The organism is Nonomuraea sp. NPDC004354, from assembly GCF_053602555.1.
On record NZ_JBSGDV010000003.1, the window covers coordinates 600,229 to 620,029 of the forward strand.

18 protein-coding genes are annotated in these 19,801 nt (G+C 73.0%); 10 read left to right on the plus strand and 8 right to left on the minus strand.

All coding sequences use genetic code 11. The annotated features are described in order from the left end of the window. Positions 1 to 31: 31 nt before the first annotated feature. Positions 32 to 2,140 (minus strand): M6 family metalloprotease domain-containing protein, encoded by a 2,109-nt coding sequence (locus ACWENQ_RS13515; protein WP_452414308.1) that lies wholly within the window; start codon positions 2,138 to 2,140, stop codon positions 32 to 34. A gap of 97 nt (positions 2,141 to 2,237) precedes the next feature. On the opposite strand from ACWENQ_RS13515, the gene ACWENQ_RS13520 reads away from it, so the two are divergent. Beyond that, complete coding sequence (locus tag ACWENQ_RS13520; RefSeq protein ID WP_452414310.1) at positions 2,238 to 3,359, plus strand: PucR family transcriptional regulator; 1,122 nt, start codon at positions 2,238 to 2,240, stop codon at positions 3,357 to 3,359. Positions 3,360 to 3,703: 344 nt separating this feature from the next. After that, entirely contained in the window at positions 3,704 to 4,828 is a 1,125-nt protein-coding gene (locus tag ACWENQ_RS13525) for an amidohydrolase family protein (protein ID WP_452414311.1), read from the plus strand. Here ACWENQ_RS13525 and ACWENQ_RS13530 read toward each other — a convergent pair. Beyond that, positions 4,825 to 5,241, minus strand: a complete 417-nt coding sequence (locus tag ACWENQ_RS13530) for a MarR family winged helix-turn-helix transcriptional regulator (protein WP_449924735.1) — start codon at positions 5,239 to 5,241, stop codon at positions 4,825 to 4,827. The two genes, ACWENQ_RS13525 and ACWENQ_RS13530, sit on opposite strands and share 4 nt — an antisense overlap. A gap of 69 nt (positions 5,242 to 5,310) precedes the next feature. Between ACWENQ_RS13530 and ACWENQ_RS13535 the strand changes: the two genes are divergently transcribed. The 4 genes from ACWENQ_RS13535 to ACWENQ_RS13550 all read left to right on the plus strand — a co-directional run bounded on the left by ACWENQ_RS13535 (position 5,311) and on the right by ACWENQ_RS13550 (position 10,469). Next, positions 5,311 to 7,044 carry an ABC transporter ATP-binding protein gene (locus tag ACWENQ_RS13535; protein WP_452414312.1) on the plus strand — a complete coding sequence of 578 codons (1,734 nt, stop codon included), beginning with the start codon at positions 5,311 to 5,313 and terminating at the stop codon, positions 7,042 to 7,044. A gap of 84 nt (positions 7,045 to 7,128) precedes the next feature. Next, positions 7,129 to 8,346, plus strand: coding sequence for an MFS transporter (locus ACWENQ_RS13540; protein WP_354904751.1), 1,218 nt, complete (start codon positions 7,129 to 7,131; stop codon positions 8,344 to 8,346). 10 nt (positions 8,347 to 8,356) lie between these two features. Then, positions 8,357 to 9,919 (plus strand): gamma-glutamyltransferase family protein, encoded by a 1,563-nt coding sequence (locus ACWENQ_RS13545; protein ID WP_452414313.1) that lies wholly within the window; start codon positions 8,357 to 8,359, stop codon positions 9,917 to 9,919. Positions 9,920 to 10,151: 232 nt separating this feature from the next. Then, positions 10,152 to 10,469 (plus strand): DUF5709 domain-containing protein, encoded by a 318-nt coding sequence (locus ACWENQ_RS13550; protein ID WP_452414315.1) that lies wholly within the window; start codon positions 10,152 to 10,154, stop codon positions 10,467 to 10,469. A gap of 153 nt (positions 10,470 to 10,622) precedes the next feature. Here ACWENQ_RS13550 and ACWENQ_RS13555 read toward each other — a convergent pair whose 3' ends face one another. The 3 genes from ACWENQ_RS13555 to ACWENQ_RS13565 form a co-directional block, all read right to left on the minus strand. Continuing rightward, positions 10,623 to 11,285: an HAD family hydrolase gene (locus ACWENQ_RS13555; protein ID WP_452414316.1), complete on the minus strand. Its 663-nt coding sequence runs from the start codon at positions 11,283 to 11,285 to the stop codon at positions 10,623 to 10,625. Between the two features lie 232 nt (positions 11,286 to 11,517). Beyond that, on the minus strand, positions 11,518 to 11,928 hold the full coding sequence (locus ACWENQ_RS13560; RefSeq protein WP_452414317.1) for a DUF5360 family protein: 411 nt from the start codon (positions 11,926 to 11,928) through the stop codon (positions 11,518 to 11,520). Continuing rightward, positions 11,912 to 12,550 carry a TetR/AcrR family transcriptional regulator gene (locus ACWENQ_RS13565; protein ID WP_452414318.1) on the minus strand — a complete coding sequence of 213 codons (639 nt, stop codon included), beginning with the start codon at positions 12,548 to 12,550 and terminating at the stop codon, positions 11,912 to 11,914. The genes ACWENQ_RS13560 and ACWENQ_RS13565 overlap by 17 nt, the downstream gene beginning before the upstream one ends. A 92-nt stretch (positions 12,551 to 12,642) precedes the next feature. On the opposite strand from ACWENQ_RS13565, the gene ACWENQ_RS13570 reads away from it, so the two are divergent. Further along, entirely contained in the window at positions 12,643 to 14,541 is a 1,899-nt protein-coding gene (locus ACWENQ_RS13570) for a Xaa-Pro dipeptidyl-peptidase (RefSeq protein ID WP_449924753.1), read from the plus strand. Positions 14,542 to 14,578: 37 nt separating this feature from the next. Here the strand turns inward: ACWENQ_RS13570 and ACWENQ_RS13575 are convergent, their stop codons facing one another. Further along, entirely contained in the window at positions 14,579 to 15,244 is a 666-nt protein-coding gene (locus ACWENQ_RS13575; RefSeq protein ID WP_449924755.1) for a DUF4253 domain-containing protein, read from the minus strand. Between the two features lie 352 nt (positions 15,245 to 15,596). Between ACWENQ_RS13575 and ACWENQ_RS13580 the strand changes: the two genes are divergently transcribed. Genes ACWENQ_RS13580 through ACWENQ_RS13590 form a run of 3 tightly spaced genes read left to right on the plus strand, consistent with a single transcriptional unit; the run spans position 15,597 to position 17,754 of the window. Further along, positions 15,597 to 16,577: a sensor histidine kinase gene (locus ACWENQ_RS13580; protein ID WP_354904768.1), complete on the plus strand. Its 981-nt coding sequence runs from the start codon at positions 15,597 to 15,599 to the stop codon at positions 16,575 to 16,577. After that, a complete protein-coding gene (locus tag ACWENQ_RS13585) occupies positions 16,574 to 17,173 on the plus strand; it encodes a response regulator transcription factor (RefSeq protein WP_449924760.1) in 600 nt (199 codons plus the stop codon). Before ACWENQ_RS13580 ends, ACWENQ_RS13585 begins: the two co-directional genes overlap by 4 nt. Continuing rightward, positions 17,170 to 17,754, plus strand: coding sequence for an HAD family hydrolase (locus tag ACWENQ_RS13590; RefSeq protein ID WP_452414320.1), 585 nt, complete (start codon positions 17,170 to 17,172; stop codon positions 17,752 to 17,754). The genes ACWENQ_RS13585 and ACWENQ_RS13590 overlap by 4 nt, the downstream gene beginning before the upstream one ends. Before the next feature lie 107 nt (positions 17,755 to 17,861). On the opposite strand, the gene ACWENQ_RS13595 is transcribed toward ACWENQ_RS13590, so the two are convergent. Together ACWENQ_RS13595 and ACWENQ_RS13600 are read right to left on the minus strand one after the other, a co-directional pair. Further along, the gene (locus ACWENQ_RS13595; RefSeq protein ID WP_354904777.1) at positions 17,862 to 18,509 is read right to left on the minus strand and encodes a TenA family protein; all 648 of its coding nucleotides are present in this window, start codon (positions 18,507 to 18,509) and stop codon (positions 17,862 to 17,864) included. A 129-nt stretch (positions 18,510 to 18,638) separates the two neighbouring features. Further along, the gene (locus tag ACWENQ_RS13600; RefSeq protein ID WP_452414322.1) at positions 18,639 to 19,796 is read right to left on the minus strand and encodes a TIGR03118 family protein; all 1,158 of its coding nucleotides are present in this window, start codon (positions 19,794 to 19,796) and stop codon (positions 18,639 to 18,641) included. Positions 19,797 to 19,801: the final 5 nt, after the last annotated feature.

The following is a 19,801-nucleotide window of genomic DNA, read 5'->3' on the forward strand; positions in this document are numbered from 1 at the left end:
TCGGGCGCCGGGTGGCGGCCCCGTCAGGCGGTTACAGGCCGACCACGTGGCAGGTGGCGCTCACCGTCTTGGACGGGTCCGACTCGGACGTGGCGGTCAGCGTCACCTTGGCCAGGTGGCTGCCGCCTTCGGCACGCACGGCGTTGACCGTGACGGCCTCCTGCTGCCCGTTGCCGACCGCGGCCAGGGCGTTGGGCAGCTGGGCGGTCCAGCCCTGCCCCGAGACCGACGCCGTCAGGCGGTAGACGTCGCCGCCGAGGTAGGCGGAGACGTCCTCGGGGTGCGCGGCCGTCGTGGCGCGCGTCCTGCCGGTGTTGAACAGCGGGAACCTGCAGGTGGAGACACCCTTGCCGGCCGGGACGCCGGCGGCGGGCAGCAGCCTGACGCCGCGCTGGTGCGGCCCCGCGCCGTCCAGCGAGCGGACCGCGACGGTGTAGGAGAGCGTGCCCTTGCGGTCGCGGTGCACGTCGGTGACGTAGAAGTGCAGGCGGTTGGCCTGGTCGACGTACTCGTACTCGCTGCCGGAGTCGGTCCCGGCGTGGAAGAGCGCGTCGGACAGCTGACGGTAGTCACCGATGGTGATCGGGACCTTCGTGCCGTCCGGCAGGACGTAGTCGGTCATGTTGATGTCCTGCGGGTTGGCGTCGATCACCCACTCGAACGGCGCCCGGTCCTGGTTCTTGGTCTTGGCCAGCAGCACGCCGGAGTCGGGCGTGAAGGAGTCGGTGCCCATCCGGTCGACGACCTCGACGGTGTAGTTCTCGTAGCCGCCGCCGTCGCACAGCGGGTCGGTCTGCCACTGGCAGGCGGGCGACTTGTCGCCGGAGTCGAACTGGATGTTGAGACCCATCAGCCCGTCAGGACCCGGCTGGACGGCGCGGGCGGTGACCTTGGCGGTGACCAGGCCCGACTCGTCGAGCGCGTCGCGCGACAGGCGTAGCACGTTCTTCTCGTCGACCATGTTGAGCTTGATCTTGTTGCGCAGCATGTGCTGGGCGCCCATCGAGGCGCCCGAGGTGGGCGGGATCAGCCAGCGGCTGTGCGGGCCGCCGGGGCCGTTGAAGCTGCCTCTGCTGAGCATCTCCCACACGCCGGTGTAGGCGCGGCGGACCGGGTTGGCGTACGGGTTGTTGTAGTTGTCGAGCACGCCGAGGATGTGGCTCAGCTCGTGCGCGTAGACGGCCATGCCCGAGCTCTCGGCCTGCACGGAGTTGACGCCGATCTCGGCGTTGGGCCAGAAGTTGGAGCCGGCCTGCCAGGAGGTCCAGTCGACGTAGCGGGTCCTGACCCAGTTGGGGAGGCTGGGGTCCTCAGGGCCCCACTCGTCGGTCACGGCCTCCTTGTTCGGGAACTTCATCATCCCGAACTCCTGCCAGGTGCTCGACTCGTCCTGGCCGGCGCTGAGGTAGAAGATGAAGTCGAACTTCTTGGCCTCCTCCTCGCCGATGGCGCCGACCCACAGCGCCTTGCCTTCGGTGCGCAGGTTCTTGTTGCAGTTGTCGCCGGCGGGGCAGCCGGTGCCGCCCTGGAACTCCATGGCGTACTCGTGGTCCTTGCCCGACAGCGTGTAGGGCCCGAACCCGGACAGCTCCACGCCGTAGCGACCGCCGGAGTCCTCCATCCAGTACTCGTGGATGGTGTGGCCGCGGTTGAGCGCGTTGGGGGTGTTGAGGAAGTTCTGGTAGAACGTGGCGACCTGGTCGCGCGGCACGTCGTGCGCCTCGGCGCTGGGGTTGCGGTAGATCGTCGAGCCCTTGGGCTGGGTGACCACGAACGGCTGGTTGGGGTAGTCGAGCAGCACCAGCGCGCCCTTGAAGGTGCGGACGGAGCCCTTGACATTCGGGTCGGCCCAGTTGGTGTCCGGCACCTTCTTGTAGTCCGCCCACGTCATGTGGTCGGGGTTCTTCCAGTTCTGCGGGTCGATCGGACCGATCGGGGCCGAGGGGCGGCCGCGCAGCGCCTGCTCGCCCGGCTCGGGCTGGTCGCGTTGCCACGGCTGGGTCTGCGGCCAGTGGTCCTGCCGCCAGGGGATCTCGGGGTCCTTGGGAGGGTCGGCGGAAGCGGGGGTGGCCGCAAGGCCGATGGGGGCCAGCACGAGGGCCGCCAGCAGGCCTTTCAGCAGCTTCTTCGGGAGATTCACGATCTAGGACGGTATAGACGCTCTTGACGGAGATCACCGTTCAGTTGTAGGGAAGAGCCCACCCGCGGTTTCCGACATTTGCTGAAAAGGCCAGGCAGTGCTGCAGCGCAGCGTCGACGACTTAGCCATCCGTCTCGGACGGCCCCTGTTGCTGGAGGACCGCCTCCAGCGCGTCATCGCCTACTCCGAGCAGGACGGCGCTATGGACGACATCAGGCGCGACTCGATCCTGCGCCGCCACACCACACCCGAGGTGCGCGGCTTCCTGCACGCCGCGGGCATCCTGGAGGCCACCGGGCCGCTGCGCACGCCCGGCGCGCCCGCGCTCGGCCTGCTGCCGCGGGTCTGCGTCCCCGTACGGCACGACGGCGCGCTGATGGGCTTCCTGTGGTTCATCGACACCGCCCCCGCCATGACGGCCGCCGAGATCGACGAGGCCATGGCCGCCGCCGGCACGCTGGCGCTGGCGCTCTTCCACGAGAGCCTGGCCACCGGTCTCGCCTCGCACCGCGAGCTGGAGGCCGTCACCGGGGTGCTGTCCGGCGACCGCGACGCCGCCCGCACCCTGGTCGAGGCGGGCTTCCCGCAGGCCCTGCCGGTCACCGCGCTGGTCGCCGCGCCGCTGGCCGCCGAGCCGTCCGAGCGGTCGCGGCTGGCGCTGGAGCAGGGCATGCTCACCGTACGGCGCCGCCTCGGCGGGCTGCACCTGGTGCGCTACGACCACGCCGCGCTCCTCACCACGGCCGCGCCGCCCGCCGAGGAGGTGCACGCGGCGATGGCGCTTCCCGTCGTGGTCGGCATCGGCCGGCCCCGGCCGGCCCTCGCGGAGGCCGGCGAGTCGTACGCCGAGGCCCTGCACGCGGCGCAGGTGGCGGCCAGGGTGCAGGGCCTCGGCAGGTCGGTGGAGTGGACCAGGCTCGGCGTCTACCGGATGCTGGCCAACGTCCCGCAGGCGGACCTGCATCCGGGGCTGGAACGGCTGCTGGCCGACCCTCAGCACCTGCCGCTGCTGGAGACGCTGGAGACCTACCTCGACCTGGCCGGCAGCGCGGTGTCCACCGCCAGGCGGCTGCGGCTGCACCGGACGTCGCTGTACTACCGGCTGCAACGGGTGGAGGAGCTGGCGGAGACGGATCTCAAGGACGGCGGGGAACGGCTCAGCCTGCATCTCAGCCTCAAGCTCGCCCGCCTGTCCGGCCGCTACCGCCCTCGCAGCTGACCACACCCGCCACCAGGCCCGCCGCACCCGCCACCGTGCCCACCGCCGGGCCTGCGGAGCGGTGTCACGGGGCGGTTCCACGCGCGGCCCACCGGGAGCCGGCAGGATCTTCCGGGCAACGGCTCACCCGAGGAGGAGAAGGAGCGTACCGGACCTGCCGGGGCCATCTCCTGTCCGCAACCGGACAGGTCTCCCCCGGGAGAGCCGGCGTCGGGTCAGGGGCGGGAAGAGTCGCCGTCCGTGCCGGGTGGGACCCTCGCGAGAGGGACCGGCGGGAGGCGGGTGCGGCCGGAAACCTGGCGAGCGTGATTGATTTGCCAGCACTCGTGCCTTTTAATCACACAATGGGAGCGTTGACGCGGGGGTTCGGCCTCCGCACCCCCGCGCCCGTCGTGCTCCACTCGGCCCCCTGCGTGCTGCCCGTCTGCGCCCCGCCCGTCCGCGACGGTGGCGTCGCCATCAGGGGCGAGCGCGTGCTCCAGGTGGGCTCGCGGGCCGACCTGCTGGCCTACTTCCCCGTCGAGGACGAGATCCGCTGGCCGGGGCTGATCAGTCCCGGGCTGGTGGACGCCTGCCGTACCGGACCGCCGGTGCCCGGGGTGACGAGCGCGGCCGATCTCGGGGATCGCCGCGGCCCAGGTGGTGTCACCTACCTGGAGGTCGAAGGCGCCGGCGAGCAGGTGTGGGAGGACAGCGAGCGGGACGCGCTGATCACCGCGATCCGCGAGCATCCCGGCACGGTGGGCGTGGCGGCGTACGCGTCCGACCCGCTGGTGCTGGAGGATCTGGCGGTGCTCGCGCGGACGTTCGGGCTGCGGCTCATGGCCGACCTCGGCCGCCACTCCCCCGCCGAGCTGGACGAGGCCGGCGTGCTGGGGCAGCACTGCCACGTCACGGGCGAGGCGCCGTTCGGGCCCGGCGAGCGCAAGCTGCTGCGGCTGCGCGGCACCACGCTGGCGCTGTTCGGCGGGGACGCCTCGGCGCTGGTGGAGGAGGGCTGCGCGATCGCGTTCGGCGGTCCGCCGCTGGCGACGGCGCGGGCCGTACGGCAGGCCACGCGGATGCGCCGCCTGGAGCGGGTGCTGGTGGAGGCGGCGACCGTCGGCGGCGCGCGGGCCCTGGGGATGGCCGACGGCCCCGGCCGGATCGGCACGCTGGGCCCCGGCAGCCGCGCCGACCTGGCGGTCTTCGACACGCGCGGCGGGCGCGACCCGTACGCGGCGCTCCTGGAGCAGCCGCCGTGCCTGGCCACGGTGGTCGGCGGCGTGCCGGTCACGCGCGCGGGGGGCCGGGCGGGCCGGACCGAGCCGGGCCGGGCGGGCCGGACCGAGCCGGGCCGGGCAGGACAGGCCGCGCCCGGCAGGACAGGGCAGGCCACACCCGGCAGGACAGGGCAGGCCAGGCCACGCCTGGCAGGGTGCATCCCGAGCAGGAGCAGGCGGGCTGAGGCCCGCCGCCGGACGGTCTAGTCGCCCTCGACCTCGCGCAGCAGTTCCCTCAGCCGCTCGCGCTGCTCCTGCGACAGCCCGCCGAACAGGTCCCTGGCGACCTCCCTGCGGGCCTGGCGCGCCCGCTCGTAGACCTCGCCGCCGCGCGGGGTGATCAGCACCAGCGTGGATCGCCGGTTGGCCGGGTCGATCTCCCTGCGCACCAGCCCCGCCTCCTCCAGCGCGTCGACGACGGGCGTGAGGGAGCGCGGCACGATGCGCAGCGCCTCGGCGAGCTGGACCATCCGCAGTGGCCGGTCCGCCTCGATGAGCTCGCGCAGCGCCCGCGCCTGGCCGGGGCTCAGCCCCAGCGGCTCCAGACGGTTCCGGTAGCCGTGCCTGGACAGACGGCTGATCCTGTGCACGAGTTCCAGCAGCTCGGAGGCGGTGTCCACGATCAGGAGCCTACCGGTGGAAGAATTGTGAGCTAACCTCTGTTTGAGAGAACATCTGAAAGGAGTTCTATGACAGAGGAACCACGCGCGCCCTTGCGGCGCATCATCAGGCTGTTCCGGCCCTACCGCGGCCGCCTGGCCGCCGTCCTGGCCCTCATCGCCCTGTCCTCGCTGGTCTCCCTCGCCTCGCCGTTCCTGCTGCGCGAGGTCCTCGACGTCGCCGTCCCCGCGCGCGACGTGGCGCTGCTGAGCCTGCTGGCGCTCGGCATGGTCGCCGTCGCCGTCACCACCAGCGTGTTCGACGTGATGCAGACCTTCATCTCGACCACCGTGGGCCAGCGGGTCATGCACGACCTGCGCGCCGCCGTGTACGGCCACCTGCAGCGCATGTCGCTGGCCTTCTTCACCCGCACCCGCACCGGCGAGGTGCAGTCGCGCCTGGCCAACGACATCGGCGGCATGCAGCAGGTCGTCACCTCGACCGCGACCTCGATCGTCTCCAACCTCACCACCGTGGTGGCCAGCGTCATCGCGATGCTCGTCCTGGAGTGGCGGCTGACGGCGGTGTCGCTGGCGCTGCTGCCGCTGTTCGTGTGGATCAGCCGCAAGGTCGGCGTGGAGCGCAGGCGCATCACGGCCGAGCGGCAGCGCAAACTGGCCGCCATGTCGTCGATGGTGCAGGAGTCGCTGTCGGTCAGCGGCATCCTGCTCGGCCGGACACTGGGCCGCTCCACCGAGCTGACGCGCAGGTTCACCACCGCCTCCGACGAGCTGGCCGAGCTGGGCGTGCGGGCGAGCATGGCGGGACGCTGGCGGCAGTCGTCCATCCAGATCATCATGGCCGCGATGCCCGCCATGATCTACTGGGCCGCCGGCATGACCTCGCTGGTGTCGGTCGGCACGGTCGTCGCCTTCACCACCCTCCAGGCGGCGCTGTTCAGGCCCGCGGTCTCGCTCATGCGGACCGGGGTGGAGGTGCAGAGCTCGCTGGCGCTGTTCGGCCGCATCTTCGAGTACCTCGACCTGCCGGTCGACGTCACGCCGGGCACGCGGGAGCTGAGCGCGCCGCGCGGCGCGGTCCGCTTCGAGCGCGTCGACTTCTCCTACGGCGAGCGCCCCACCCTCACCGGCGTCGATCTCGACGTCCCCGCCGGGACCAGCCTGGCCGTCGTCGGGGAGACCGGCTCGGGCAAGACCACGCTCAGCTATCTCATCCCCCGCCTCTACGACGTCACGGGCGGCCGGGTCACGATCGACGGGGTGGACGTGCGCGAGCTGAGCTTCGAGACCCTGGCCGCCACCGTGGGCGTGGTCTCGCAGGAGACCTACCTCTTCCACGCCTCGATCGCCGAGAACCTGCGCTTCGCCAGGCCCGGAGCCAGCGACGAGGAACTGGTGGCCGCGGCCCGCGCCGCCAGGATCCACGACCACGTCGCCGCCCTGCCCGACGGGTACGACACGGTGGTGGGCGAACGCGGCTACCGCTTCTCCGGCGGCGAGAAGCAGCGCCTGGCCATCGCCCGCACGCTGCTGCGCGACCCGCCGGTGCTGGTGCTCGACGAGGCGACCAGCGCGCTGGACAACCAGACCGAGCGCGCCGTCCAGGAGGCGCTCGACACGCTGGCCGACGGCCGTACCACGATCACCATCGCCCACCGGCTGTCGACCGTGCGCGCGGCCGACCAGATCGTCGTGCTGGACGGCGGCGCGATCGCCGAGCGGGGGACGCACGAGGAGCTCATGGCTCTCGACGGCCGGTACGCGGCTCTCCTCCGGCGCGAAGAACCTCTCATCACCCTTTAAACGTGATAAACAGCACATTCGGAAATCGAGGCAGGTAAAGGGGCGTTCAAGTCTCTCGGTATACCCCCAAGAGATGGTCTCGCCTTGCTCTTCGCTTCCCTCAAGCACCGTAATTACCGCCTATGGGCCGCTGCCGACCTGGTCTCCGTGACCGGCACCTGGATGCAGGTGCTGGGCGTCAACTGGCTCATCCTGTCCGCCACGGGCTCGGCCACCAGCGTCGGCGTGAGCCTGGTCCTGCAGGCGCTGCCCACGCTGGCCTTCGGCCTGTGGGGCGGCGCGCTCGCCGACCGGCTGCGCGCCCGCCCCGTCGTCGTGGCCTCCCAGATCGCGCAGGGCCTGCTCGCCGTGGTGCTCGCCGTCGTGGCCGGCTCCGGGGTGACCTCCGTCCTTCCCGTGTACGGCGTGGCGCTGGCCGGCGGGCTGGTCACCGCGCTCGGCGGCCCCGCGCTCGGCCGGTTCGGCGCGGAGGTCGTCCCGCCCGCCGACCTGCCGAACGCCATGGCGCTCGGCTCGGTCGTCAACTCCGCCGGCCGCATCCTCGGCATGAGCCTGGCGGGCGTGCTGATCCCCCTCACCGGGCCCGCCGGCCTCTTCGTGCTCAACGCGATCAGCTTCCTCGCCGTGATCGCCGCCATCGCCGCGATGCGCGCCGGTGAGATGCACCGGCTGGCCCAGGCCCCCGCCGGCGCCGCCGGCATCCGTGAGGGCCTGCGGTACGTCCTGCGCACCCGCTGGCTGCTGGTGATCCTCGCGCTCTCCCTGGTCCTCGGCAGCATGGGCCGCAACTACCAGGTGACGATGGCCGCGATGGCGGCCGGGCCGCTCGGCGCGGGCGCCGGCGGCTACGGCCTGCTGTCCACGGTCTTCGCCGTCGGCACCGTGGTGGGCGGCGTCTTCGCGGCGGGCCGGCCGCGCCTGACGATGCGCCTGCTGCTGGTCACAGCCTTCCTGTCCAGCGTGGCGCAGGCGCTCAGCGGCCTGATGCCCGAGCTGTGGAGCTTCGCCGCACTGCTGCTGCCGATCGCCGCGGGCGCCGTGGTCATCGACACCACGATCGGGGCGCGCGCCCAGCTCGGCAGCCCCGACGAGCTGCGCGGCCGGGTGATCGCGGTGCTGGGCCTGGTGAGCGCGGCGGCGGGCGCGCTGGGCGGTCCGCTGCTCGGCTGGCTCAGCGACACCCTCGGCCCGCAGGCGGCGCTGCAGATCGGCGGCGTCAGCACCACGGCCGCCACACTGCTGGCCGCGCTGGCACTGGCCAAGGTCACGGGGGTACGGATCCTGCGGCCCAGGACCGCGTAAGGTCACTTCCGTGCAGAACACCCGATACGCCCGATCCGGCATGGTGTGCAGCGTCGACCACCTCGCCTCCGCCGCCGGCCTGACCATGCTCGACCGCGGCGGCTCGGCCGCCGACGCCGCCATCGCCACCAACGCGGTCCTCACGGTCACCGCTCCCCACATGTGCGGCCTCGGCGGCGACCTGTTCGCCCTCGTCCACGAGGGCGGCGGCGGGCAGGCTCCCGGCGGCGCGGGCAGCAGGGTCAGCGCGCTCAACGCCTCGGGCCGCGCCGGGTCGGGCGCGGATCCCGACCGGCTCAGGGCCGAGGGCCGCACCCGCATGCCGCACCAGCACGACATCAGGTCGGTGCCGGTGCCCGGCTGCGTCGACGGCTGGCTCGCGCTGCACTCCCGGTACGGCAGGCTGCCGCTGGGCACGGTGCTCGCCCCCGCCGTCGAACTGGCCGCCGGCGGCTTCCCCGTCTCGCCGCTGCTGGCGCCCATCGCCTCGACGGTCGGCCACCCCGACTTCGCCGGCGGCTTCACCCCGGGCCAGGTCATGACCAGACGGGGCGTGGCCCGCACGCTGGAGGCGATCGCCGGCTCCGGACGGGAGGGCTTCTACCAGGGCGAGTTCGGCCAGGGCCTGCTGAAGCTGGGCGCGGGCGAGTACACGGACGACGACCTGGCCGAGCCGCTGGCCGACTGGGTGGAGCCGCTGAGCGTGCCGGCCTTCGGCCACGAGGTGTGGTCGATGCCGCCGAACTCCCAGGGCTACCTGCTGCTGCTGTCGCTCGGCATCGTGGACGGGCTCGACCTGCCCGCCGCGCCCGACGACCCCCTCTGGGCGCACCTGCTGGGCGAGGCGGCCAGGATCGCGGGCCACGACCGGCTCGCGCTCCTGCACGAGCACGCGGAAGACCTGGTGTCGGCGGCCGAGATCGAGCGGCGCCGCGCGCTGGTCGATCCCGCCGCCCGGCTGACGGTGGCCGGCCTGACCGCCGAGGGCGACACGACGTACCTGTGCGCGGTCGACGGCGACGGCATGGGCGTGTCGCTCATCCAGTCGAACGCCTCGGGCTTCGGCAGCCTGCTGGTCGAGCCGAGCACCGGGATCAACCTGCACAACCGCGGCATCGGCTTCTCGCTGACCCCCGGGCACCCCGCCGAGTACGGCCCCGGCCGGCGTCCCCCGCACACGCTCACACCGGCCCTGGTCACCAGGCCGGACGGCTCCCTCCGCGCGGTCGTGGGGACGATGGGCGGCGACGCGCAGCCGCAGATCCTGCTGCAGGTCATCACCAGGCTGCTCCGGCACGGCCAGACGCCGGGCGAGGCCATCGGCGCGCCCCGCTGGCGGCTGGCGACCGGCGGCACCGGCTTCGACACGTGGGACGCGCCCGACGCGACCGTCATGGAGCTGGAGGAAGGCGCCGGCTGGGCCGACGGGCTGGCCGCGCTCGGCCATCCGGTGGCGGGCAGGCCGTACGGGACGGGGTTCGGGCACGCGCACCTGATCGACGTGCTGCCCGGAGGCGTCCTCGCGGGCGCGGCCGACCCGCGGGCCCTGATCGGCGCCGCGATCGGCCGCTGAGCCTCCGCGGTGGGGACACGGTGGGGGCGCGGTGGGGGGGCGCGGTGGGCGATGCGCCGGCCGCCTCGTCAGGCGATGCGCGGGCTCCACGTGCGCCGGCCGCCCCGTCGGGCGTGATACGCCGGCCGCCCCGTCAGGCGCGATGTGCCTTGTAGGGGCGCGGTGGGCGATCATCGGGCGTGATGCGCCTGGCAGGAGGGTTCCCCGCCGGAGGAGGGGTAGGGCACCAGGCATGAGCCAACAACCACCGGACCGCTACGGACTCAGCGACGAGCAGGAGATAGAGGTCGAGGGCTGGACCGAGGACCTCGGCAGGGAGCACGTCATCGAGGAGGACGACCCCCGGCACCAGGACACCGTGGCCGAGCGGATGTGGCGCGAGGCGCCCGAGCGGGATCGTACGCCGCGCGAGGAGCACCGGCTGGTGGCGCCTGACGAGGGGCTGGCCCCCGACCTGGAGAGCGAGGAGGTCGCCGAGGAGGTGGGGGCCGACTCCGGTGACCTGTCCGCCGAGGAGCGGGCGATCCGCATCGAGCGAGATCTGCCCTAGACGATCGGGATCCGCCCTGGTCGAGCGCGATCCGCCCTAGCAGGCCGGGATCCGCCCAAGCCGAGCGGGATCCCCCAAGCCGAGCAGGATCCACCCAAGCCGAGCGGGGCCCGCCCAAGCCGGCGGGATCCACCCAAGTAAGCGGGATCCGCCCTAGTCGGTGCCGAGCTGCCGCACGGCGGGCAGCACGCCGTACAGGTCGTCGATGACGGTGTCGGCGGCGCTCGCCTCCGCCCTGTCGGCGTGCAGGTAGCCCCAGGGGCCCCGGCGCAGGAGCGCGGTCCGCATGCCCGCCCTGCCCGCGGGCAGCACGTCGTTGTCGAGCCGGTCGCCGACGTACAGGATCTCCTCGGGGCGCCGGCCGGCCACGGCGGCCACCTTGGCGAAGAAGGCGGGTGCGGGCTTGGCCACGCCCCAGCCGTCGGAGGTGTGGATGGAGTCGACCGGCAGGTCCATGGCCACGAGCGCGTCGTAGGCCCTGGTGGGCTGGTTGCCGGCGATGATCACCTGAACTCCCGCCGCGCGCAGCTCGACGAGGGCGGGCCGAACGTCGGGGTACAGGTCGTCGGCGTCGAAGTGGTTGCGCAGGCTGCCGGGCTCGTCCTTCTCCCATGCGGCGATCTCGGCCTCGACGTCGAGGCCGGGGCGGATGATCTCGAAGGCGTCGCGGTGGGAGCGGTCGAGCGCGGCGGTGCCGCCGAGGACGCCCATGAACGCGAAGCTGGGCACGCCCAGCCGGTCGGCCCAGCGCGACCAGATGCGCGTCTCGTCGATCAAAGTCTCGCCGACGTCGAACACCACTGCCTTGATCACCATGAATCTCCTTCGTCCGCCCCAACTCTACGGACTCCCCCGCGGCACCCCGCGTACGGGAGCCCGCCCCCGCGCTCAGCCGGACACCGGAGCGGCCCGACCGAACCCGCCAGTCACCCTGACGCCGGAGCGGCCCGGCCGGACCCGCCAGTCAGCCTGACGCCGGAGCGGCCCGGCCGAGCCCGCCAGTCAGCCTGACGCCGATGCGGCCAGGCCGAGCCCGCCAGTCAGCCGGTCAGCCGGACGCCGATGCGGCCAGGCGGGGTCCGCCGGTCAGCCGGATGACGGCGGGCAGCGGGAACAGCAGCAGGTACAGGTTCGGGATCCACCAGGCCGGGGAGAAGTCGCCCCGCAGCGTCCAGAACGCCACGGCCATGAGCCCCGACGCCATGGTGAGCACCAGCGACACCAGCATGAGCGGCTCCCCGCGCCGCCGCCCGCCGCGCAGCAGCCACAGGCTGGCCAGCCCGGTCGCGCTTGCCGCCAGGTCGATCCAGAGGAACGACCAGTTCCAGTCGGCCATCAACGGGTTGGCGTAGTCGGCGAAGGCCCACTCGGCGGGGATCAGCCCCAGACCGGTCACCGTGAAGTACACGACGAACCCGACGTCCGTCACCAGCATGAGGGCCTTAGTCGTTCGCAGCACGGTCGATCATCTCCAGGAGGTGGCGGCGGGTGCGCTCGTGCAGTTCAGGGTCGGGCTCGCCGAGGCCGAACAGCCTGGCCGCCCACCAGCCGTCCACGGCCAGCCGTACGGTCGTGGCCACGGCGGGGTCGATGCCGTCGCCGGTCAGCCGCGTCTGCCAGGCGGCGAACCTCTCCCGCAGCGGCGCGAGCCCGGCGGGGTCGACGATGACGGCGGCCAGCAGCGCCGCCGTCACCTGGTCGGCGGGAGCCGCCGCCGGCACCTGGCCGGCATGAGGCTCCCCCGGCACCTGGCCGGCATGAGCCTGCGCCGGCGGCTTGCCGGCATGAGCTGCCGTGCGGCCCTCCGGAACGCTCGGGGGGATGGTGGCCTCGACGTAGGCGCGCAGGAAGTCGCCCGGCCGGTCGCCCGCGACGGCCAGCGCGGCGTCGAAGGCGGCGGTGAGCCGGCCGACCATGGCGGCCACCAGGGCCTGCTTGGTCGGGAAGTGGTAGAACAGGCCGCCCTTCGACACGCCCGCGCGCTGGGCCACGGCCTCCAGGGTCAGCGCTTCGGCCCCGTCGCCGATCAGCACCTCGGCGGCGGCATCGAGCAGCCGCTCTCTCGAACTCGGTCTCGGCATGGCCCGAAACTATACCGGCCAGCCGGTGCACTATAAAAGGTGATCGCCACGCCCGATCATGGTCAGTCCCCCCACCCCCAGGAGGACCTCGCGTGTCACGCTTACGGGCGACCCTCATCGCGCTGACCCTCGTCGCGACCACCGCGCCCCCCGCGCGGGCCGCCGTCGCCATCACCGTCGAGAACGACCGCTCCCAACCCGTCTTCTCCTACGCCGACGCCATCCGCGAGCACGTCTACGTCGAGGCCCCGATCGACAGCGACGCCGACGGCCGCCTCGACCGGGTGCGGGTGGACATCATCCGGCCCCGGGAGTCCGGCCCCTCGCTCAAGGTGCCGGTGATCATCGACGAGAGCCCCTACTACGACAACTCGGGCCGCGGCAACGAGGCCGAGCGCAAGGTCTACGACGCCGCGGGCGACCTGGCGAAGTTCCCGCTCTTCTACGACAACTACTTCGTCCCGCGCGGCTACGCCGTCCTCAACGTGGACATGCTGGGCACCACCAGGTCGGACGGCTGTCCGGACACCGGCGGGCAGGCCGACGTCCTCGGCGGCAAGGCCGTCATCGACTGGCTGAACGGCAGGGCCAAGGCCTACCGCGCCGACGGCTCCCCCGCCGAGGCGACGTGGACCACCGGCAAGGCCGCCATGATCGGCAAGTCGTACGACGGGACGCTGGCCAACGCCGTGGCCGCCACGGGCGTCGAAGGCCTGGAGACGATCGTCCCGATCTCGGCGATCAGCTCCTGGTACCGCTACCAGCGCTCCAACGGCGTCGTCTACAACTACAACTACGCCTCGTGGCTGGCCAACGTCGTCGACACCGACCCCGACGCCAAGTGCGCCGCCGTACGGGCCGGGATGGACGCCGAGGACGGCGACGACACGGGCGACTACAACGCCTTCTGGCGGCTGCGCGACTACGAGAAGGACGTCGCCAACGTCAGGGCCAGCGTGTTCGTCGTCCACACCGGCAACGACCTGAACGTCAAGCCCGACAACTTCTCCGCCTGGTGGGCGGCGCTGGGCCGGCGCGGCGTGCCGCGCAAGATCTGGGTCGGCCAGTACCAGCACGTCGACCCGTTCGACTTCGAGGGCAGGCGCGACCTGTGGGTCGACACGCTGCACCGGTGGTTCGACCACTGGCTCCTCGGCGTGCCCAACGGGATCATGCGCGAGCCGGTCGCCGACGTCCAGGTGGGCCCGGCGCAGTGGATCACCCAGCGCGACTGGCCGGCGCGCGGGGCGGTGCGGGTGCCGCTGCGCCCCGCCGCCGACGGCGGGCTCGGGCTGCTGCCGGCGCGCAGGGGGACGACGGCGACGTTCACCGACCTGCGGATGCCGGAGACGGAGATGGTCGCCGACGTCGGCACCGCCAAGCCGGGCCGGCTCGCCTACACCACCGGGCCGCTCCCCCTCGACCTGCGCCTTTCCGGCACGCCCCTGGTCGACCTGCGGGTGGCGCTGGACCGGCCGACCGCCAACCTGACCGCGCTGCTCGTCGACTTCGGCGAGGCCACCCGCGTCGACTGGCGGCGCGGCCAGGGCATCACCACGCTGGCCGAGGAGGACTGTCACGGCGAGGCGACCGCCGCCGACGACGGTTGCTACCGGAAGGTGGCCACCAACCTGGCCACCCGTCCCCTGGAGATCGTCGCTCGCGGCTGGATCGACGTGCAGAACCGCGACTCGCTGTCGTCGCCCAGCCCGCTGCCCGCCGGCGAGTACGGCAGGGTCGCCTGGGAGACGCTCCCGCACGACTACGTCTTCAGGAAGGGCCACCGCCTCGGCCTGGTGCTCGCCGGCACCGACGCCACCTACAGCGGTGAGACGGGCACGGGCGCGACCGTGACCGTCGACCTGGCCGGCAGCAAGATCAGCGTGCCGTTCGTGCTCAGCCGGCCGCTGACCGAGGTGCCCGCCGACCGGACCAGGTGGTACGGCCCGCAGGACGTCGAGCTGCCCACGCCCGAGATCGACTTCCGCTAGGCGGCGGGCGGCCGCCCCCGCGGGCTCAGTCCGCCGGTCAGTCCCACCAGAAGGACCAGAAGTACTGGCCGGCGATCTGCTCGGCGTAGCCGTACAGGTCGCCGGCCCCCTGCACCACGTTGTCGGGGCAGAACGCCCAGTGCTCGGCCGCCACGTGCAGCGCGTGCTCGCGGGTGACCGGCGGCGCGGCCACGCTCAGCTCCAGCGTGTTGAACCCCATCGCGACCAGGCGGGCGCCGAATCGCTCCTCCCAGCTGCGCACCACGGCGGCCAGCGGCACCATCCACTCGTTGTGGTGCAGGGCGCCCTGCCAGCCCATCACGGCGAGCGTGTCGGCGCCCCTGCGGGCGGCGGCCAGCCCGAGCGGCATGCCGCGCTCGGCCAGTATCCCCGCGTACCAGTCGGCCACCTGGCCGGGGTCGCCGCGCAGCTTCCCCGGCGCGGCCAGGCCAGGACAGATCGGCCCGAACGGCTCGATCTCTACCAGGGAGTCGGCGGGCACCTGCGCCACCCAGTCCTGCCAAACCTCGGCCATGAAACCGGCCGCGGTGAAGGTGTCGATGAGGTCCGGCGAGTCGGGCATCACCTGCGCCGACGACCAGGGCTGCGCCGACTCGTCGAGCAGCACCGGCCACAGCCCCGAGTGGGGGTGCTCGGCCCGCATCGCCGCCCACAGCCCCCCGGACGCGGGCTCCTCGCTCATCCAGAAAGCCGGACGTCTGGCCGGCTGATCCGGCCACACGAGCTCGCCCGCGGGCAACCCGAAGGACAGCGACCGCCCGCGGCCGCCGTCCTCGAACAGCCGGCAAAGACTCGCCGGTAGCTGGTGCGTTTTCATGTCTCGGACGATCGTAGTGCCCCGGGACTTTCGTCCTGGTGAACACCGGATCGATGATTCTTCGGCGGATCCGGGCGATCCGCAACCCTGGAGGCATGAGGATTCCACTCGTTCCGGCGTTCCCGCTGGCAGGATGCGCGGCCGTGGACGTGCCGGCCGGATGCCGATGAGGCGCCCGCCACGCCGTCGGGCACAATCTGGCGTACTGGAGGTGAGGATGCGCCCGTTCTACGCCTGGGTCGCGGTGGCCTACTTTCCCGCCTACACGCTGGTCAGCGCGCCGACGTGGGGCGGAGCGCTGGGCCTGTCGCTCGTGGTGGCGGCCTACCTGCTGTCGGTCAGGACCGCGTCACTGCCGCCCCTGGCCGTGCTCGCCGTGACGGCGCTCGCGCTCGGCCTCGCCTACGGCGGCGCGTGGCTGTACCTGCTGCCGCTGGTGTCCATCGCGTGCGGGATCGTGGTGCGGGGGCGGGCGCTGCCGTACGCGCTGGCGGTCGTCACGCTCGCCTCGATGCTGGTGACGTGGCGGGCGGGCGGCGGCACTGACGGGGTGGCGGCCGTCGCCTGGGGCACGTTCATGGCGGGCGTCGTCGTGCACCTCACGCTGAAGCTGTCGGCGGCAAGGGAGGAGCTGGCCAGGGCCGCGGTCGCGCGGGAGCGCGAGCGCTTCTCCCGCGACCTGCACGACCTGCTGGGCCACACGCTGTCGCTGGTGGTGGTCAAGGCCGAGGCGGTGCGCAGGCTGGCGCCGCGCGACGCGGGCGCGGCGGCGGCGCAGGCGGCCGACATCGAGGAGATCGGGCGCAGGGCGCTGGGCGAGGTCCGCGCCGCGGTCGCGGGCTACCGGGGGCGCGGCATGGCCGACGAGCTGGCGGCCGCCCGGCTGGCGCTGGAGGAGGCGGGCGTGCGGGCCGAGGTCGAGCCAGTGGAGGTACGGCTGCCGCCGGAGGCCGACGTGCTGCTCGGGTGGGCGGTCAGGGAAGGAGTGACGAACGTGATCAGGCACGCCAGGGCGAGCACGTGCGCCATCACGGTGCGCGACGCGGGCGGCAGGGTGGTCCTGGAGATCGTCAACGACGGCGCGCCCGGCTCGTTCGTCCGGGGGAACGGGCTGAAGGGACTGGCCGAACGGGGCGCCGAGGTGGCCGCGGCGGTCGAGGGCGAGCGGTTCACGCTCAGGGTGGCGGTGCCGGTGTGATCAGGGTGCTGATCGCCGAGGACCAGGGCATGATGCGCGACGCGCTCGCCCTGCTGCTCGGCATGGAGGACGACCTGGAGGTGGTCGCCCAGGTCGCCGACGGCGCGGCGATCGCCGCCGCCGCCCGCCAGGCGCGGCCCGACGTGGCGCTGCTCGACATCGAACTGCCGGGCCGCAGCGGTCTGGACGCCGCCGCCGAGCTGCACGAGGCGGGGGTCGTCGTGCTGATCCTGACCACGTTCGGCAGGCCCGGCTACCTGCGCAGGGCGATGGAGGCGGGCGCGGCGGGGTTCCTGGTGAAGGACGCGCCGGTCGAGGAGCTGGCGCAGGCCATCAGGAGAGCCGTGGCGGGCGAGCGGATCGTCGACCCCGCGCTGGCCGCCGCCGCCCTGCACGCGGGCACCAACCCCCTCACCGACAGGGAGCGCGAGGTGCTGGCCGCCGCGCTCGACGGATCCACGATCGCCGACCTGGCCGCCAGGCTGCACCTGTCGGAGAGCACGGTGCGCAACCACCTGTCGGCGGCCATCGGCAAGACGCACACCAGGAACAGGATCGAGGCGGCCCGGCTGGCCCGGCACAATGGGTGGCTGTGACCTCCTCCTACGACGCTGTTCTCAGCGACCTCGACGGCGTGCTGCGCCAGTTCGACCACGCCGTCCAGGCCGACATAGAGGCCCGCTACGGCCTGCCGCTGATGAAGACGGCCTTCGCGCCCGACCGCATCCTGCCCGCCGTCCTCGGCCACATCACCGAGGCGCAGTGGGTCGAGTCGATCGCCGAGGCGCTGGGCGGCGACGAGCGGGCCCGCCAGGCGGCGACCGAGTTCGCCCAGGTGCCGTTCTGGGTCGACGAGGAGGTCAGGGCGCTGCTGGCCGAGGCGCAGCAGCGGGTGCCGGTGATCCTGGTGACCAACGCCATGGACACGCTGGAGGCGCACCTCGACCTGCTGGGCCTGACCCACTTCGCCGACGCCGTGGTCAGCAGCGCCCGGGTCGGCCTGGCCAAGCCCGACCCGCGCATCTACGAGCTGGCGGCCGAGATCGCGGGCGTCGCGCCGGCGCGCTGCCTGTTCGTCGACGACCGTCCGGAGAACGTGGCGGCCGCCCGCGCGCTGGGCATGATCGGCGTGCACTTCACCGCGCCCGACGACCTGGCCGACGCGCTCGGCCGGTAGCGGCGCCCTCCGGGGCTCTTCCGCCGTGGCCGCCGGGGTCGGCCGGCGGCCGTCACCCCCAGCCGGAGGTCGTCACTTCCGGCCGGCGGCCGTGCGCATGGCCGTCGTCAGCCGGCGGCCATGTCGAAGAAGCGCTTCTCCAGCTCCACCGCCCGCCGGAAGACGCTCAGCACCTCCTGCCTGCGGTCCTCGCCGAGGGCGGGGCCGAGCCGGTCGAGCTCGCCGCGCAGGAAGTCCACCCACTGCCGGAACGCCGGCCCCTCGTGCAGCTCGATCCACTCCCTGTACACGAAGCTGTCCGGGTACGGCTGGGCGGCGCGCGAGGCCCAGCCCAGGTAGGTCCACTCCGCCACGCACAGCACCGCCACGATCAGCGGATAGTCCTGGCTGGTCCTGGCCTCGTCCATCAGGGTGCGGAAGTCCTCGGTGACCGGTTCGAGCACCGCGGGCCCCGTGCCGGCGCCGAGAGCCTCGAGCGCGCGGTGGAAGTAGGTCTTCTCCTCGGTGGTGGCCACCTGCCCGAGGAACTGCCCGTACGGCACGCGCGCCTCGAAGCTGTCGGCGCAGGCCACCGCCGCCCCGAGCAGCGCCGTGAAGGTGTCGACGAACTGGAAGTCCTGGACGAGATAGCGCCGCATGTCGTCGTCGGCCACCTCGCCGGTGGAGATCGCCGCCGCGAACGGATGGGTGACGACCTCGGTCCACGTGGGCTCGCACTGCGCCCGCAGCCACTCGCTGAAGTTTCCCTCGCTCACGTCCGCACTTTATCGACATCATGGTGACCATGGCGGCGTTGGCCGGCGTGCGGCATCTCAAGATCTGGGCGAGCGATCCGGCAGCCGGCCGGGCGTGGCACGAGAAGGTCTTCGACGCCGAGCTGGTGCTCAGTAGCCGTAGCCCGAGCGGGGGGTGGAGGCGGCCGGTGAGGGGGCCGGGGTCGAGGACGGCGGCACCGGCGCGGACGACGACGGCGGGGCCGAGTGCGGGGCGCGGGCGCCCGCCGGGCGGATCAGGCCGAGCAGCCCGTGCCGGGCGCCCTCGATGCCCGCGGCGAACCACAGCGCGTTGTCGCCGCCGTTGGCGGCCGTGCCCGGCTCCAGGTCCCACAGGCCGGGCAGCACGATCGGGCGGCCGTTGCCATCGCGCAGCGGGCCGAGGTGGCGGCCGTTCCTGAACGCGTGGATCCAGCCGTCACCGAAGTTCCCGACCAGGATCGCGCCCGCGTACTGCCCGAAGCCGCGCGGCGCGACGGTCACCGCCCACGGGGCGTTGAGCGGGCCGCGGGCGGCCAGCCGTCCGGTGAAGCGGCCGGCGGCGTCGAAGCGGCTGACGAACCCCTTGCCCTTGCCGGCCACGGACCTGCCGGTCTGTGAGTCGCGGAGGGCGTAGGAGACCCAGACCGCGCCGCGGGCCACCGAGACGTTGAACGGGGCGTACCCCTCGGGCACGAACGGGTCGGCGAACCGGCGGTGCTGCAGCCGTACCCGGTTGAAGTCGGAGTCGAAGACGTGGACGCGGCCGCCGGCGAAGTCGGCGGCCAGCAGGAACGCGCCCTTCTCCGTCTTCATCAGGGCCAGGCCCTTGTAGTCGGCGCCGCGGGTGAAGGCGGCGATGACGGCGTTCCTGGGGTCGGCCTCGGCGTTCCAGCCGGTGATGGCGCCGCTCGGGCCGGCGAAGACGAACGTGGCCGGTCTGCCCTTGACGGTGAAGCCGTCGGTGGGGTTGAAGACCTGGCCCGTGGGCGCCCCGCCGGGCACGCTGACCTCGGTGGCCTCCTTCCTGCCCGTGCCGGAGTAGACGGTGGCGACGCCGGTTCCGGCGGCCGAGACCCACAGCGTCCTGCCCATGGCCAGGCCCCACGGGTTGACCAGCTTGGGATCGGTGACCGGCGCCTTGCCCCTGATGTCGGAGACCAGGTTGACGACGTCGAACCTGGTCCTGGTCCGACCCGAGACGAGACCGGCCGACGCCGGGGTGGCGGTGCCGAGGATCATGCCGAGGATCAGCGCCGATGCGCAGAGTGTGACGATGCGTGGCCGCATCCCTG